Origin of the sequence: Neisseria arctica (assembly GCF_022870905.1) — a bacterium.
Lineage (GTDB): Bacteria > Pseudomonadota > Gammaproteobacteria > Burkholderiales > Neisseriaceae > Neisseria > Neisseria arctica.
The window spans coordinates 1524980-1541632 of sequence record NZ_CP091510.1; the positions used below are offsets into that span (position 1 = coordinate 1524980).

Below are 16653 nucleotides of genomic sequence, written 5' to 3' on the forward strand. Positions count from 1 at the left end.
CCGGCACTTGACAAAAATGTAGATGAGCGTAAAACCTTCACCCTTCTCAATTTTTATCCGTATCCCTTTTAAAATGTCCCTAATACCTTCCGCCCAACCCGTATGCTGGCTGTTTTGCAACGTAATCGACAATTATGGTGACATCGGCGTTGCTTGGCGGCTCGCCCAAGGCCTGACGCACGAACTTGGCTGGCAGGTTTATCTTTGGTTGGATGATGAAACAGCCCTGCGCACACTCTGCCCTACTTTGCCTTCTTTACCTTGCCAATATGAAAATATCCGTATCCAGAAATGGCAGCCGGCCATTCATGCCGAAGGTCTTACCAATACCCCACCGCCTACTGTAGCCATCGAAACATTCGCTTGTGATTTACCACCCGAGGTTTGCCAAATTATCCGGAAACATAATGCGTTATGGTTGAATTGGGAGTATTTGAGTGCGGAGGAAAGTAACGAACGCTTGCACGGCCTTTCTTCGCTACAAACCGACGGCAGACAAAAATACTTCTGGTTTATGGGCTTTAGTGAAAAAAGCGGTGGCCTATTACGCGAAAAGAATTATGCCGAATCCAAATACATGGTAGCCGACAATATGCGCCGCCAACTCCTTTTGCCTGTTAAAAAAACACCCGAATGGCTTTGGTTCGGCTATAAAAGCGAAGTGTGGGCCAAATGGCTGGATACGCTCAGATATCTTTCCAGCCCTGTCACCCTATTGCTGGCCGGCAACCAAATCATTGAAAGCCTTAAAGAAAGCAAACACATACCTCAAAACGCTCTGCAATACGACGGCGATACATTTCAGATGGCCTCTGTAACATTGGTCAAAATCCCCTTTATTCCGCAAAAAGATTTCGACCATTTACTGCACATGGTAGACAGTGCGATCGTACGCGGGGAAGACAGCTTCGTACGAGCACAATTTTCCGGCAAGCCTTTTTTATGGCATATCTATCCCCAACAGGAAAATATCCATCTCGACAAACTGAGCGCTTTTTGGCAGCGTGCTTACGCCTATTATCCGACCGACATTATCCATGCCCACAATGCTTTGTCAGACGAACTCAACGGCGCGCGCCAGCTAAACAACACACAACGCCTTGCAGCATGGCAAGAGCTGATCGGGCAGATGCCACGATGGCACGTTGCAACATCTGCCTGGCAGCAGACCTTATTCAAGCAACCGAGTGCTTTCGAAAAACTAGCCAAATTTGCAGAAGATAAGCTAAAATAACGCGTTTATTTTTGCCATAATTTTTTAATTGACTGGAAACACATAATGAAAACCGCACAAGAATTACGCTCTGGTAACGTATTTATGGTCGGCAACGATCCGATGGTGGTTCAAAAAACCGAATACATCAAAGGCGGCCGCAGCTCTGCCAAAGTCAGCATGAAGCTGAAAAACCTACTGACCGGTGCCGCCACCGAAACCATCTACAAAGCCGATGACAAATTCGACGTTGTTATTTTGGCACGCAAAAACTGTACTTACAGCTACTTTGCCGATCCTATGTATGTATTTATGGATGAAGAATTCAACCAATACGAAATCGAAGCCGAAAACATCGGTGACAATCTGAAATTTATCGTAGACGGCATGGAAGACGTATGCGAAGTAACCTTCTACGAAGGTAACCCGATTTCTGTAGAATTGCCCACCATTATCGTTCGCGAAGTAGAATACACCGAGCCTGCCGTTAAAGGTGATACCTCAGGTAAAGTGATGAAAACCGCACGTTTGGTCGGCGGCACCGAAATCCAAGTAATGTCTTACATTGAAAACGGCGACAAAGTAGAAATCGACACCCGTACCGGTGAATTCCGAAAACGCGCTTAAATATTCTAATGTTATAAACATGCCGTCTGAAAATTTTCAGACGGCATGTTTATTTTTGTTTATTTCAATAAATAAAATACTAAAACCGCTACTCTCAGCCACCTTAGTGAATCAGAGGATACCAGCCTTGTTTAAACCTACTATAAGGTAAACATAGAAGTAGCTGTCTCCCAAAGCCACCTAAAAGCACATGCGCCATTTTTCTCTATATCACATAAAAATATACACAAATAAACTGTGCTAAACTGCCGCCTAGCACAAACATATGCCAAATACCGTGCCCATGGCGGATTTTAGTATCGTTGATAAACCAATAAATACCACCACTATAAAGCAATCCACCCAATACCAACCAGAATAATCCGGCTCCCGACAATGTCTTAATCAACGGATAAATCGCCACTACAATCAGCCACCCCATTACCACATAGAGAATCATCGAAAGCAGACGCTTTTCACTTTTTCTACTAATGGTCAATTCCTGAACAATTCCAAATAACGCCAATCCCCAGGATACGCCGAATAAAGACCACCCCCACACTCCATGTAACGTCACCAAGGTAAAAGGCGTATAACTGCCTGCAATCAGCAAATAAATCGCACAATGGTCAAATTTCTGCAATACTCCTTTTGCCCCGGGATGGCTGGTACTATGATAAATAGTCGAGCCCACATACAGCACAATCAAGCATGTACCGTAAACCGCCGAACTAATAATTTTATAAATCTCTTGAGTTTGTGCCGCTTTAACCAATAACAACACCATACCCGCCATCGCCAATATGGCGCCCACCAAATGACTACAAGCATTAAAACGCTCACCTGGATACATAATCAACCTATTTAATAATTATTTCTATTTAATAGTGTACTCTATTTTTCAGACGGCCATGCTTTTATAGCAGTTAAATCAGGATAAAAATAGGGGCTGTATTAGATTAGCCTTAAATATCACACCAAATTCGCAAGATTTTAAGTTGCTCTTTTGGTGTACCAAAGTTAAAACGAAATTCGCATTCTTTCAAGAATAAAGGGAAAGATTTTCGGTCAATTCCATTGTACTTTCGTAGAACGCGCTTTGCCTGATTCCAGAAGTTTTCAATACCGTTGATATGGTTTTGACGGTCGACAAAAAGCTCTGAATGATTGATTCTGTGATGCGTAAATTCACTCACATCTAGCACATCATAGCTTTTGTAATAGTCCGTATAAACAATGCTATCAGGCATTATTTTTCGTTTAATAACAGGTAGTAAAGTATCTTGTTTGGTATTTTTAACGACAACAGTATAAACCTTGCCTTGACGTTTCAAAATACCAAATACCGCTACTTTCCCAGCCGCTCCGCGACCGCGTTTGCCTTTTCGTTGTCCACCAAAATAACTCTCATCAAGCTCGATTGAACCATCAAAGATTTCATCAGCTTGAAGCTCTAAATGATAGGCAATGACTTGGCGAATTTTACGGTAAAACAGAGCTGCTGAATTGGGGTTAATATCCAATAAATTGGCAGCAGAACGGGCGGTTACCTCAAGTGCAAAAAATTCAAGCAACTTTTTTTGTACTTTTTTAGATAGTTTACAGTGTGTTATCTTCATTTTTAAAGGGTAACATAACTGCCAATCTAATACAGCCCCTAAAAATATACTGTCACAAGAAAACCTGAAGCGAACAAAATTTCCTCAGGTAGAAAATGCTATGTGAATTTTATCGCCGGCCAACAAAAAACGGGCGATATCCATAGTCGCCCGTTTACCAAAATATTCATACGTAATGTATGGGAAAATTAACCTGCATCTGCCTCTTTTGCCGCAGCAATAGCTGCTTTTTCATCACCGTTGGCACCGTTGAAGAATACGTTCAACACCAATGCGCAAATTGATGCCAATACGATACCTGATTCAATCAACGGATGGATAGAATGCGGAATCCACTGAGAATACTTAGGAGCCACCAGCGGAATCATGCCTACGCCGATAGAAACGGCTACAATCAAACTGTTGTAGTGGTTATTTTTATAATCCACATTTGCCAAAATCCGCACACCGGTAGCAGCCACCATACCAAACATGACAATACCGGCTCCCCCCAAAACTACAGTAGGTACCGATTCAACCAAAGCACTCATCTTCGGCAGCAGCCCCAACACCAGCAGAATGATACCGCCGGCAATACATACATAGCGGCTGCGTACTCCGGTAACCGCTACCAAGCCCACATTTTGTGAAAAGCTGGTATAAGGAAACGCATTGAAAATACCGCCAATCAATGTACCTAAGCCATCGGTACGCAAACCGCGAGTAAGATCGTCTCGCTCGATTTTCCGTCCAGTCATTTCACCCAAAGCCAAAAACATACCAGTAGATTCAATCATCACCACAATCATAACCAGCGTCATGGTTAAAATCATGATCGGGTCGAATTTAGGCATGCCGAACTGGAAAGGCGTAACAAAGTCAAACCAAGGCGCTTCACCTACTTTGTCGAAGTGCATCAAACCCAACGTAGTAGCAATCAAACAGCCGATAACAATACCCAACAATACCGAGATATTAGACAAGAATCCGCGGGTAAATTTCACGATAAACAAGATCACCAGCATGACCGCAGCCGAAACCCCCATGCCCTGCAAAGTAGCATAACGCGGGTTATCCAAAGTTGGTGCCAACTTCAAACCTTCCGGCAGAGGCGTGGCAACGGCGCCGGTAGCGGCATCCAACCAAGCCGCATGAACCGGGTCAACAATTTGCGGTGCAGTCGGGCCTACCGGATTACCAAAAATCCAGTTGATGCCCACACGCATCAGGCTGATACCAATAACGGTAATAATCGTACCCGTAACCACTGGCGGGAAAAATTTCAACATACGGCTCACTAAGGGTGCCAACAGCATCGACAAAATACCGGCACCGATAATCGAACCGAAAATATACTGAGCGCCGATATGCCCCGGATTGGCGTTACCCATAGCCACCATCGGACCTACGGCCGCAAAAGTTACGCCCATCATTACCGGCAATTTAATACCAAACCACCGAGTAGCACCGGCAGCCTGAATCAGGGTAACAATACCGCAGCAAAAAAGGTCGGCCGAAATCAACACCGCCACTTCGTGCGGCGTAAGTTGCAATGCACGCCCTACGATTAATGGCACGGCCACAGCGCCGGCATACATCACCAGCACATGCTGCAAGCCTAATGCGAATAATTTCCCGTTAGGTAGGCGTTCATCCACCGGATGAACTTTACTTGATTCTGAAACTGACGCAGCCATAGAAACTCCAAAACTCCAATTGTTATGTTATTTGTTGTTAAATTTATAACAGAATTTGTAGAAAAATAAAAATATTTTGCAAACAAACCAGCTAAAAATACAAAAAATATTTGTTTTACTTAATTATTATTGGATAAAAGCATCTCTGATTGCCAACAAATCAACACATACTGTTAACAATTAAATAAGGGCTACCGCCAAAAAGGCCGTCTGAATTTTCAGACGGCCTTTTAAATAACAAAAGCATAAAAATCAATTTTTATCCGGTAAACCTGCTACCAACCAGCGCTCCTCAAAAAACACTTCGTCACAGTTGGGTGCACTACCAGCCCGGTCAACTACAATAAATTCGCCACGGGTACGAAAACTCATTAGCGGATGGTGCCAAGTACCCAGATGGTAATTTACCCCCTGATTACCTTCTGCATAAAACGCACGCATCCGGCTAGTATCCGGGCGGTCATCAATACCGTTTGGCGCAACCACTACCACAAAAGGGGTTCGGTTGAACGGAATCCATGCCTGCGATCCCAAAGGATGGCGCTCCAGCATACAGATTTCAATCGGCGTATCAAACGCATCTCCGCGCGCCAAACTGATTACCGGTTTGCCATCGCTGCCTTCAATCTGAACATCCCCCAAACGGTGGTAACGCTCGGTAGTTCCGTTGTTGATATGAAACCAGCTACTGCCCTCGATTTCAATCACATCGCCGAAAGGTGCAAAAGCTTCTTTAGTTAAGGGTTCAACAGGTAAGGTTTTCACAGACTTCCTTTTAAACAGTTGGCAGAATATCCCAGCCGTCTGAAAATATATCAAGATGCCACAGCCGAATTTTGGAAATCTCTGTGCCGCTGCGACAACGATTTAACGGAAATTTAGCGGACAGGCTTGCCCCACACACGCAAGCGGCTAACGCCACCATCGGGGTGGATATTCAATTTGATATGAGTGACAGCGCCCAAATCATTGAAATCCGCTTGGGTATAGAAATGCTGCTTGTCCATTTCGGTTTTGGTTTGTGGCAACAAAGTCTGCCAAAACATAGATTGGGTTACTAGAGATTCATCAGTACCAAAAGTCACATCTGCCGCTTGAATGCTGACGGTATCCGGATAGTTACCCTTGAAATGTGCAGTATCCACTTCGATTTTTTCAATCAGGGTTTTGGTGCCCAATTCGATAATACACCATTCATTACCCGGCACTCGGCGGCGGGCAGTTTCCCAACCATCACCCATATTAATACCGCGCCCGGGCATGTTCAGGCGGAACGGTACACCGTAATGAGCATTAGACACGGCAACAATACGGCCGCCGTTTTCCACTGCCGAAGTTTCATAAACTTCATCTTTAGGCAGCGCATCCCAGTCTACTTTCGGCAAGCCGTATACACGCAAACGGGCTATACCGCCATCCGGATAAGTATTAAGGCGCACATGCGTCCATTCGCGCTCATCATCCACTTCTACGAAGCGGTGGGAATCACCTTGCAAAGAAACGGCTTCCACCAAAGTTACCCACTCGGTTGACTCATCGGGAACGCCCGTACAACGGCAAGCATCCAGTGAAGCAGCAGGCGGGAAATTACCCGTAAAGTGGCTGGTATCGATATCCACACCTTTGATCACACCGGGCAAACCGAGTTTTACGATCGCATGATCATAACCTTCATAACGTTTACGGCGAGTTTCCCAACCGTCCATCCACTTGCCGTGATCGTCAAACTTACCCACTACGAATACCGGCGGCGCGGTTTGCAACATACGGTTGGCTGCGGCGAACCACTCGTCCGAACAGCTCAAAACTTCGGCACCGAAATCAGCCGAAGCCAAATTAACGAAACGGGTAGCAAAATCAGGCAGCTCCACCGCCTTGGCCTGAACTACGTAACCATCGGGCAAATACGTTTGCGACATAAAAACTCTCTTTCTCTATTGAAGACAGACAAAACCTTGCCTTTTATGTTTTCAGTGATAAAAAAGCCGCACCAAATTAATATGGCAGCCTTATTCTTCGATCAAATCCTGCAAGCGGAACAAACCGATACGGTAAATCTGGCGCAGGCTTTCCTGCTGCTCTTCCTGTACATTCAGTTCAATTCTGCGGCGGAATTCGCCGATAATGCTTTGGCGGTTATGGCCGCGCACAGCCAAAATAAATGGAAAGCCGAATTTTTCGCCATAACGGGCATTCAATCCGGTAAGTTCCTCAAACTCTTCGGGTGAGCATTGGTTCAAACCCGCTCCCGCCTGCTCTTGCGTTGACTCAGCAGTTAATTCACCGCGTACCGCAAGTTTTCCTCCCAACTCAGGATGGGCGCGTATCAACTTTAATTGAGCCTCTTCTCCCGCTGCTTCTATTTTCTGCACCATTGTACGGTGCAAAGCTTCGATATCCGCAAACGGACGGCTCGCCGCGGCCTGTTCGGCCACCCAAGGAGAATGTTCGAAGATTCCGCCCAAAGCCGCAACAAAATCGGCGGCAGGCATACTGTTTAATTCGGATAAACGGATTTTAGCGTTCATTATCGGTTTTCCTTGCTTGAATGAATCATTAGAAGGCCGTCTGAAAGACTCGCGCCTTTAACTGACTTAGCTACCGGATTAGTTGTAAGCTCAATCTTGGTAAGGATGCTTTTCCGCCCAGTGCCGGGCGATGTCGGCACGGGTAGCAACCCATACGCGATCATGTTGCTGGATATAATCCAAAAATTTAACCAATCCCATAAACCGTCCCGGACGGCCGATGAGGCGGCAATGTAAGCCGATGCTCAGCATCTTCGGACGTGTTTCGCCTTCGGCATATAAAACATCGAAAGCATCTTTCAGATAATGGAAGAAATCATCGCCGTTAACAAAACCATGCCCGTTCGCAAAGCGCATATCATTGCTATCCAACGTATAGGGGACGACCAACTGGGGATGTTTCGTTCCGTCGCTTTTTTCAACCAGCTGCCAAAACGGCAAGTCGTCGCCGTAATAATCCGAGTGATAGAGGAACTGCCCGTCATCAGCCACCAAGCGCGCGGTATTCGGACTGTCGCGGCCGGTATACCAACCTTCCGGATGACGTCCGAGCAAACGAGTAAACAGCGCTACGCATTTCTGCATATGCTCGCGCTCCTCTTCTTCGGATTTATTTTGATAGTGAATCCAACGGTAACCGTGGCATGCCAACTCATGGCCGCCGTCTATAAATGCTTGAGTGACTTCGGGATGGCGTTCCAAGGCCATTCCGACACCAAAGATCGTCAGCGGAAAACCACGTTTCTCAAATTCATTAAGAATACGCCATACTCCGGCACGCGAACCGTATTCATAAACCGATTCCATACTCATATGACGGGCGGGATACGCTGCCGCGCCGATGATTTCCGATAAAAACTGCTCTGAAGCGGGATCGCCGTGCAACACACAGTTTTCACCGCCCTCTTCGTAGTTCAAAACAAACTGAAGGGCGATTTTCGCCTCTCCCGGCCATTGTGCATGCGGCACGTTACGGCCATAACCGATTAAATCACGTGGATAATTTTCAAACATCGCACAACCTTTCGCCATTTCATTAGACAGCCTGCCTCAAACACTATTATGCGCAAAGCCAGCAGAAAACCGATAATAAATTGTTGACAATTATGCAAAACAACAGGCAGAATTGTCAATATCCTAACATTTTTTAAAAAATATTGATGTACTATCCGTATAAATTTACCTGAAACGGCCGATTTCGGATAAAGTGCACCAAAGAGCAAATATACAAATATAAAGGTGATGATATGGGTAAACTTTCCACACACGTTCTCGATACCATGCACGGTAAACCCGCCCAAGGCGTGGAGATCCGCCTTTACCGCATCTCGGCGGCAGGTAGCGAATTAATTAAAACCGCACACACCAACCACGACGGCCGTTGCGACGAACCATTGTTGCAGGGCAAAGAATTGCTGCCTGGCCGCTACGAGCTTGTTTTTGCCGCAGGTGATTACTTTGCCCGCCTCGGCGTACAAAATATCGAAAACCGTTTTTTAGACGAAATCCCCATCCGCTTCGGTATCGCCTCTGCCGATGAAAACTATCATGTTCCATTAGTTATGACACCTTGGACTTATTCCACCTACCGCGGTAGCTGATACATTTTTTCAGACGGCCTCAAGCAATATTCAGGCCGCCTGAAAATACTTTTCATTTATTTCACGTTTACGTTGGGTAATACGGCGGCTCCCTTCAGGGATTCTGCCTGCTGCCAAACGTAGAACCGTTCGATTTAGAGAGATCATTATCTATATAGAGAGGGACGCCGAATCATGAGCGCATACCTGCTTGACTTCACCAATCTGCTCTTTCGCTGGCTGCACGTAATTGCAGCCATTGCTTGGGTTGGGGAATCGATTTACTTCGTGATGCTCGACAACAGCCTGAAAAAACCCGAATCCGAAGCAGACCGTAACAAAGGCGTAGCCGGAGAAATGTGGGCGGTACACGGCGGCGGCTTTTATCACAACCAAAAATACCAAACCAGCCCTGAAAAACTGCCCGATGATCTGCATTGGTCGTTTTGGAAGTCCTACACAACCTGGCTAACCGGTTTCGGGCTGTTCTGCGTCCTTTATCTGAGCAATCCCTCGATGAATTTGGTTGATCCTTCCGCCGATTGGCAGTGGGCAGCCAAAATGACAGGCGGCGAAGCTACCTTTATGGCACTGCTGTTCTTATTTGGCGGTTGGATGGTTTACAACAAACTGTGCAAACTCATCAGCCCGAATATGACGCGCGACGGCTGGTTGAGTGTAGCCGTGGCAGTGATGATGGTAGTGGTTTCCTATTTGGCCACGCATATTTTTGCAGGCAAAGCCGCTTTCCTGATTATCGGCGCGGTGATGGCTACCTGTATGAGCGCCAACGTATTTTTCTGGATTATTCCCGGCCAACGCCGTATGGTTGCCGCTATGAAAGCCGGTGAGGCTCCCAACCCGCTCGACGGCAAACGCGGCAAACAGCGTTCGGTACATAACACGTACTTCACCCTGCCCGTAGTTTTCCTAATGCTCTCCAACCACTATGCCGCCACATACGGCGCCGATTGGTCGTGGTTGATTGCAGTATTGTTTATTTTTGCAGGTGCTTCTATCCGCCAATTCTTTGTAGTGATGCACCAAGGCAAAAAACAATACGGCTATTGGGCATTCGGTATTGTCTGCCTGCTCTTTGCAGCGCTGTTGGCCGCACCGAAATCCGCACCGCCTGCTCCCGTTTCGGATAACGGTACTCCCCAGGCTGAAGTTTCCATTGATCAGGTTATGATGATCTCGCATCAACGCTGTACCGCATGCCATGCGGCCAAACCTGATACCAAATATGGTTTTGCCGCTCCGCCCTTGGGCTTGAAACTGGAAACTGCCGAGGAAATCCGGGCGGCCGCAGACAAAATCAAATTGCGTGTTGGCAACCATACCATGCCTATCGGTAATCTGACCCAGATGACCGAAGAGGAACGCGCCTTGATCGCCCGCTGGCAACCTTAGCAATCAAAAAAACGCAGGATCGCCTCTTGCGGTTTTTTTATTAAGATATCAAAGCTTTTAAAGTTTACGTTACCTGCCCATCCGGCAAATATGCCGTCTGAAAAAATTTCAGACGGCATATTTTAATTTCCGAGTAAGCTTTCAATCACTGGTCGTTCAGAAGCCAGTATTGCAAGCCAATCAACGTTTTAGCATCGGCAATCTCATCATTTAATAATGCAGCGCGCACTTCCTCGCGGCTCATCAATACGGTTTCGGTAAACTCATCTTCATCCGTTTCCAATTCGCTGCCCTCACGCACACCTTCTGCCAGATACAGATACATTTTTTCATCGCAAAACCCCGGCGCGGTATAAAACGTATGCAGCAATTTCACTCGCTCGGCAGTATAAGGCGTTTCTTCCGCTAATTCGCGCAAAGCGCATTCCGCAGGATCTTCACCCGCAATATCCAATTTGCCTGCAGGCAGTTCCAACAAAGGTTTGCCAACGGCATAACGCCATTGGCGCACCAATACCGCTTTATCTTCCGCCGTTACCGCCAATACGCAAGCAGCCCCGGGATGGCGCACAACCACACGCTCGCTTTGCTTGCCGTTGGGTAAACGAATGCTGTCGCGGCTAATTTTGAGAAATGAAGTTTCGACAATAGATTCTGAATCCAAGCAGGTTTCTGTTAAGTCCATGATTGTATCCTTATTAATTTGAAAGCCTTACGCCTGTAAAGGCCGTCTGAAAAAAATCAGCGGCCTATATTTATGAAACCGCAAACAATGTAGTATCCGCAACGGCAACGGCAACCGCATCCGTCAGCTGCCGTAATTGTTCGGCATCGACAATATAAGGCGGCATCAGGTAAACCAATCTGCCGAAAGGCCGTATCCATACGCCTTGTTTCACAAAAAACGCCTGCATCGCCGCCATATCCACAGGGCGGCGCGTTTCGACCACGCCGATTGCGCCGACAACACGTACATCGGCTACGTTTTCCAAATTGCGCAAAGGCATCAGAGTATCTCTGAAATGCGCTTCTATAGCAGACACCTGCGCTTGCCATTCGTTGCGTGCCAAAATCCGCATATTGGCTTCGGCTACGGCGCAAGCCAACGGGTTGCCCATAAAGGTCGGTCCGTGCATAAATACGCCCGCTTCGCCGCTGCAAACGGTTTCTGCAACTTTTCGGGTAACGGCCGTAGCCGATAAAGTCATCATGCCGCCCGTAAGCGCTTTACCGATACAGATGATATCCGGTGAAATATCCGCATGTTCACAGGCAAACATTTTGCCCGTGCGCCCGAAACCGGTAGCGATTTCATCCAAAATCAGCAATATTCCGTATTGGTCGCATAAGGTACGTACTTGCCGCAGATATTCGGGATGGTAAATCCTCATGCCGCCGGCTCCCTGTACCACCGGTTCCAAAATCACGGCGGCAATCTCATGCCGGTGGGTTTCCAAGGCCGTCTGAAACGCCTCTATATCATCTGCCAACCATTCACCGTCAAAACGGCTTTTCGGAGCAGCCACAAAAATATGCTCGGGCAGAAAACGGCTATATAGGCTGTGCATAGAGTTTTTTGGATCACACACACTCATCGCGCCAAAGGTATCGCCGTGATAGCCGCGCTCCAAAGTTAAAAACTTAGTGCGCGGGTCGCCTTTGGCATGCCAATATTGCAGTGCCATTTTTAATGATACTTCTACCGCTACAGAACCGGAGTCGGCCAAAAAAATACATTCCAAAGATTGTGGCAGAAAGCCCCGCAAACTGTTGCACAAGCGTATGGCCGGTTCGTGGGTGATACCACCGAACATCACATGGGGCATAGTATCTAGCTGCCGCTTTGCCGCCGCAACTAATTCAGGATGATTGTAACCGTGCTGTGCGCACCACCACGAAGACATACCATCTACCAACCGTCGGCCATCGGCAATCTCGAGATACACACCCTCGCTACGCACAACGGGATATACGGGCAGAGGATTAATCATAGAAGTATAAGGATGCCAAATATGGCGGCGGTCGAATTCGAGATCTTGCGGACTGAACATAACAGATTTGGGCCGTCTGAAAAGCTTCATTATAACGGAAAAGCCCGCAACCTTTCTCTCGTGCTTTCAGACGGCCTTTGCACCGTCTTGCCAATCGGCGTTAAAATGACCGCAACAACAACACACCGTCAGGAATATCCATGCAAACCCGATTGCCATTTTTTGGAGTTGTCCGCGTTCACGGCGAAGATGCCGCCGCTTTTTTACACGGCCAGCTTTCCAACGATATCCAAAACCTTGCTGCCGGCCAAGCCTGTTACGCTACTTACAATACTCCCAAAGGTCGCGTAATCGCCAATATGCTGGTATTAAACCGCGGCAATGATTTTCTGCTGGTCATGGCTGCCGACCTAACCGAAGCCGTTACCAAACGGCTGAGAATGTTCGTTTTGCGTGCCAAAGCAGTATTCGAAGCGCTGCCGGATGAAGCAGTAGCCGCGCAACTCAACGATAACGCAGCCCCGTTACCCGCACAAACTCCCTCTTTGGCATTCTCTGCCGAAGAAGAAAACGGTATCTGGCATATTACCCTACCGCATCAAGGACGCATCAGTATCGGCAACGTATCCGCTCTTCCTGAATATGATGCCGCCGCCGAGAACGCTTGGAATACGCATGAAATCCGTAGCGGCTATCCGTGGATTTGCGCGGCTACCAGCGAAGCCGCCGTTGCCCAAATGCTCAACCAACACACCATCGGCGGAGTGCATTTCAAAAAAGGCTGTTATCCCGGCCAAGAAATCATTGCGCGCGCCCAATACCGCGGCCAAGTGAAACGCGGTTTGGCGGTTTTATCCTCAACCACTCCTGAAGCCGCGGGTATTACCGTACACCAATCAGATGAAGAGGCCGGCATAATACTCAACAGCGCGCTAACGGCGGAAGGCAGTATTAATCTTGCCGTAATCAAACACGGTGCCGCCCAAGCAGCCTTAAGCGATGCCGACGGCAATCCGCTACACCGGCAAACGCTTTTCTTCCAAACGGAAACCGATTAATCGAGCCTACACTCTAAGGCAAAATCCGCAAAACAGCGGAAATATGTTTAAATCAGGCGGCGCAATGTTTTAAACTTTGCGCCGCACTTGTATTCAAAATACTATTTTACGAAAAAGGCCGTCTGAAATATTCTGCCTGTCAAACCCGGCGGCCTTGCTTGCGGCGACGGGTAAAAATCTCTAATTAATTAAAGAAATACCATGAGAAACTGGATACTTAAAAATTCAAACCGTGTACGCCACATTCTAAACTTGTGGCCGCCCTTTCTCTTTAGCGGCATACGCATCACCGAAATCAGCCCCGATTACCGCCGCTGCCGCGCCGAATTGAAAAACTGGCCCGGCACGCGCAATGCCAACGGTAGCCAATTCGGTGGCAGCCTGTTTTCAATGACCGATCCTGTTTATTCACTGATGCTGATGGGGCTTTTAGGCGAACGTTATTTTATTTGGGATAAATCCGCCCACATCGACTTTATCAAACCCGGGCGCAGCAAAATATTTCTCGAATGTATGATTGGTGATGATTTGCTGCACGATATCCGTACCCACACCGCAAACGGTGAAAAGTATCTGCCGGAAATCGAAATGATATTGACCGATGAAAAAGGCGATATCATCGCTAAAGTCAAACGTACACTGTATATCCGTCTCAAACCTGCATTCAGGCCGTCTGAACATTCAGCCTCTTGATTTCTATTGACTGCAAAAAGCCGCGCGAAAACCACGCGGCTTTTTTATTTTTGGAAAAGAGGGTTTTCAAGATAATTTCGCTTTATGAAGGTACGGTTATATTGCTTGGAATCTGAAAACCTAAAACCCTATCATTGGTAGAATAACCGCACCGTTTTGATGTGCCGAAAGGGAAAGCACGGCCTACTAGCTTTAGGTTTTCAGAAGCTGATCTTTTTACTAAGCCATATTCGTCTGGCAATGCGGCAAATTGTCGCAGTCCCCTACTTTTCAGGCGGCACGGAGATTGTTTGTTCCTCCGCTTTAGGCTACATTGCAAAGTTAGGCAAGAACATCGCATCACGCCCTATAAAATACGCCGCCTGAAATACTTGCAAAAGAAACTGATGAACAGCTCATCCCAACCTTTTACCCGACAAGCCTACCCTACCGCCGTTCGCTTGACCTTATGGTTAAGAATAGGCATGGCCGCCTTATGCCTGCTGATACTCTTTTGGGCCCAAGCAGCCGGGCAAAATTGGCCTTTTATCCCTCTTTACGCCGCTATACTGACACTCACTGTTGCAAACGGCGTATTGACCTATTATTACCGTATCGGGCAAATCAAAAGGCTGCTGGAGTGGGGGTTATGTGCCGACATGTTGGTTTTAAGCGAGATACTCTATTTCAGCGGCGGCGTAGCCAACCCTTTAGTTTCCCTTTATCTGCCGCCTCTTCTCCTGGGAGCGCTTTTGTGCCCGCCCCGCTTTACTTGGTCTCTCACAGCCTTTTCTGTGGCAGCCTATCTGCTTTTGCTCCGCTTTCACCAGCCGTTTCCATTAGAAAGTTCTGCAGAACAGCTGTTTCAAATCCATATCGGCGGTATGTGGTTAACCTTTGTTTTATCAGCCATTCTGATTACCGCAGGTATTACCCGCTTGGTTCATGTTCTCAACCGGCAAAGCACTGCTCTGGCCCAAGCACATGCCCGCCAGCAGCAAAACGAACAAATCCTCAGCATGGGGATGGAGGCGGCCCATCTGGCCCATCGGCTTTCCACACCGTTAAACAGTCTGTTTCTACTACATGAAGAATGGCGGCAGCGGCAAGATTGGCCGCATGAGTTACAAGAAGACCTTACTCTGATGGAAAAACTATTACACCAAAGCCGCGATACGCTTTGGCAACTCAAGCCCAAACAGCCCGGCCATACTGCCGCAGCCCCCCAAATGCTTTACCAAACCCTACAAACACATTTGCAACAATGGCATAACCTTCGCCCCGATGCCGTTTATCGTTGGCAAAAACCTGCCGAAGAAGATATCTGCGTACAACTGGATCCTTTATTCTGGTCGGCACTGCTCAACCTCTTAAATAATGCTGCCGATGCCGGCGAAGGAGAAATCACTCTTGATACGTACCGCCAAGGTAACGAATGGCATATCGGTATACGCAACCGCAACGGCTGTTTGAACCCAGGCCAATTACAGGCGGCCGGATTAGATGCCCAAACCTCAACCAAACCGGCCGGATTAGGTGTGGGCGTATTACTTTCACATGCAACCTTTTCACGCATGGGCGGCAGCCTCAGCCTGCAAAACCACCCGGCCGGGGGCGTTTATGCTGAAATCCGCATCCCGCTTTACTTATATACCTCTTCCGACAAGGCCGTCTGAAATGCAACATTTCCTTTTAATCGATGACGACGAAACATTCTCTTCACTGCTCCAACGCCGCTTTAAAAGCCAAGGGCTGATACTTGATTATGTTGCCAACGAAGTTTCTCTATCGGCCTATTCAGGGCAACCTCAAGGCATTATTTTGGATTTGAATCTCGGCAACAACAGCGGGTTGCAGCTATTACCTGCTTTGCGCCACCGCTTTCCCCATGCCAAAATCATCGTACTGACTGGCTATGCCAGCATCAGTACCGCTGTTTCGGCAGTCAAACTCGGCGCATGGCAATACCTGCCCAAACCTGCCGGCGTCGAAACCATTCTCCAAGCTTTTAATAACCAAAGTGAAACCAATGCCCATACGGAAACCGCACCACCCGACACCATGCCCTCATTGCAAAGGTTAAAATGGGAGCATATCCAATTCGTACTGCAACAGCACGACGGCAATATTTCAGCCACTGCCCGTGCCTTAAATATGCACCGCCGCACACTGCAACGGATACTGGCCAAATATCCGGCAAAGCGTTAAAGCACCACTATTTTTCAGACGGCCTCAACAATACCGTTAAAAACGTTATAATCACCGATAACAACCATTCCCATATAATAAGGAAACAG

General features: G+C 47.4%; 17 protein-coding genes. 8 read left to right on the forward strand and 9 right to left on the reverse strand.

Annotated features, from left to right (window positions below):
• The first annotated feature begins 73 nt into the window (after positions 1-73).
• Positions 74-1234: an elongation factor P maturation arginine rhamnosyltransferase EarP gene (gene earP, locus LVJ86_RS07020; RefSeq protein ID WP_047761574.1), complete on the forward strand. Its 1161-nt coding sequence runs from the start codon at positions 74-76 to the stop codon at positions 1232-1234.
• Positions 1235-1279: 45 nt separating this feature from the next.
• Positions 1280-1840: an elongation factor P gene (gene efp / locus LVJ86_RS07025; protein WP_047761523.1), complete on the forward strand. Its 561-nt coding sequence runs from the start codon at positions 1280-1282 to the stop codon at positions 1838-1840.
• A 205-nt stretch (positions 1841-2045) separates the two neighbouring features.
• On the opposite strand, the gene trhA is transcribed toward efp, so the two are convergent.
• The 7 genes from trhA to puuE all read right to left on the reverse strand — a co-directional run bounded on the left by trhA (position 2046) and on the right by puuE (position 8674).
• Positions 2046-2672 (reverse strand): PAQR family membrane homeostasis protein TrhA, encoded by a 627-nt coding sequence (gene trhA, locus LVJ86_RS07030; protein ID WP_047761522.1) that lies wholly within the window; start codon positions 2670-2672, stop codon positions 2046-2048.
• Between the two features lie 112 nt (positions 2673-2784).
• Entirely contained in the window at positions 2785-3438 is a 654-nt protein-coding gene (locus LVJ86_RS07035) for an IS1595 family transposase (protein WP_244702555.1), read from the reverse strand.
• Positions 3439-3626: 188 nt separating this feature from the next.
• Positions 3627-5114 (reverse strand): nucleobase:cation symporter-2 family protein, encoded by a 1488-nt coding sequence (locus tag LVJ86_RS07040; protein WP_047761517.1) that lies wholly within the window; start codon positions 5112-5114, stop codon positions 3627-3629.
• 252 nt (positions 5115-5366) lie between these two features.
• A complete protein-coding gene (locus tag LVJ86_RS07045; protein WP_047761516.1) occupies positions 5367-5879 on the reverse strand; it encodes an ureidoglycolate lyase in 513 nt (170 codons plus the stop codon).
• Positions 5880-5992: 113 nt separating this feature from the next.
• The gene (gene alc, locus LVJ86_RS07050) at positions 5993-7033 is read right to left on the reverse strand and encodes an allantoicase (protein WP_047761515.1); all 1041 of its coding nucleotides are present in this window, start codon (positions 7031-7033) and stop codon (positions 5993-5995) included.
• A 90-nt stretch (positions 7034-7123) separates the two neighbouring features.
• Complete coding sequence (uraD, locus tag LVJ86_RS07055; RefSeq protein WP_047761514.1) at positions 7124-7642, reverse strand: 2-oxo-4-hydroxy-4-carboxy-5-ureidoimidazoline decarboxylase; 519 nt, start codon at positions 7640-7642, stop codon at positions 7124-7126.
• Positions 7643-7732: 90 nt separating this feature from the next.
• Positions 7733-8674 (reverse strand): allantoinase PuuE, encoded by a 942-nt coding sequence (gene puuE, locus LVJ86_RS07060; RefSeq protein ID WP_047761513.1) that lies wholly within the window; start codon positions 8672-8674, stop codon positions 7733-7735.
• A gap of 215 nt (positions 8675-8889) precedes the next feature.
• Between puuE and uraH the strand changes: the two genes are divergently transcribed.
• Together uraH and LVJ86_RS07070 are read left to right on the forward strand one after the other, a co-directional pair.
• A complete protein-coding gene (uraH, locus tag LVJ86_RS07065) occupies positions 8890-9243 on the forward strand; it encodes a hydroxyisourate hydrolase (RefSeq protein WP_047761512.1) in 354 nt (117 codons plus the stop codon).
• Positions 9244-9417: 174 nt separating this feature from the next.
• Positions 9418-10635, forward strand: coding sequence for a urate hydroxylase PuuD (locus LVJ86_RS07070; protein WP_047761511.1), 1218 nt, complete (start codon positions 9418-9420; stop codon positions 10633-10635).
• Between the two features lie 145 nt (positions 10636-10780).
• On the opposite strand, the gene LVJ86_RS07075 is transcribed toward LVJ86_RS07070, so the two are convergent.
• Positions 10781-11320, reverse strand: a complete 540-nt coding sequence (locus LVJ86_RS07075; protein WP_047761510.1) for an NUDIX hydrolase — start codon at positions 11318-11320, stop codon at positions 10781-10783.
• 70 nt (positions 11321-11390) lie between these two features.
• On the reverse strand, positions 11391-12686 hold the full coding sequence (gene bioA / locus LVJ86_RS07080; RefSeq protein ID WP_047761509.1) for an adenosylmethionine--8-amino-7-oxononanoate transaminase: 1296 nt from the start codon (positions 12684-12686) through the stop codon (positions 11391-11393).
• Positions 12687-12826: 140 nt separating this feature from the next.
• Between bioA and ygfZ the strand changes: the two genes are divergently transcribed.
• The 4 genes from ygfZ to LVJ86_RS07100 all read left to right on the forward strand — a co-directional run bounded on the left by ygfZ (position 12827) and on the right by LVJ86_RS07100 (position 16564).
• Positions 12827-13684: a CAF17-like 4Fe-4S cluster assembly/insertion protein YgfZ gene (gene ygfZ / locus LVJ86_RS07085; protein ID WP_047761508.1), complete on the forward strand. Its 858-nt coding sequence runs from the start codon at positions 12827-12829 to the stop codon at positions 13682-13684.
• A 201-nt stretch (positions 13685-13885) separates the two neighbouring features.
• A complete protein-coding gene (locus LVJ86_RS07090) occupies positions 13886-14377 on the forward strand; it encodes a DUF4442 domain-containing protein (protein WP_047761507.1) in 492 nt (163 codons plus the stop codon).
• A gap of 386 nt (positions 14378-14763) precedes the next feature.
• Entirely contained in the window at positions 14764-16032 is a 1269-nt protein-coding gene (locus LVJ86_RS07095; RefSeq protein ID WP_047761506.1) for an ATP-binding protein, read from the forward strand.
• A gap of 1 nt (position 16033) precedes the next feature.
• Complete coding sequence (locus LVJ86_RS07100; protein WP_047761505.1) at positions 16034-16564, forward strand: response regulator transcription factor; 531 nt, start codon at positions 16034-16036, stop codon at positions 16562-16564.
• Positions 16565-16653 lie beyond the last annotated feature (89 nt).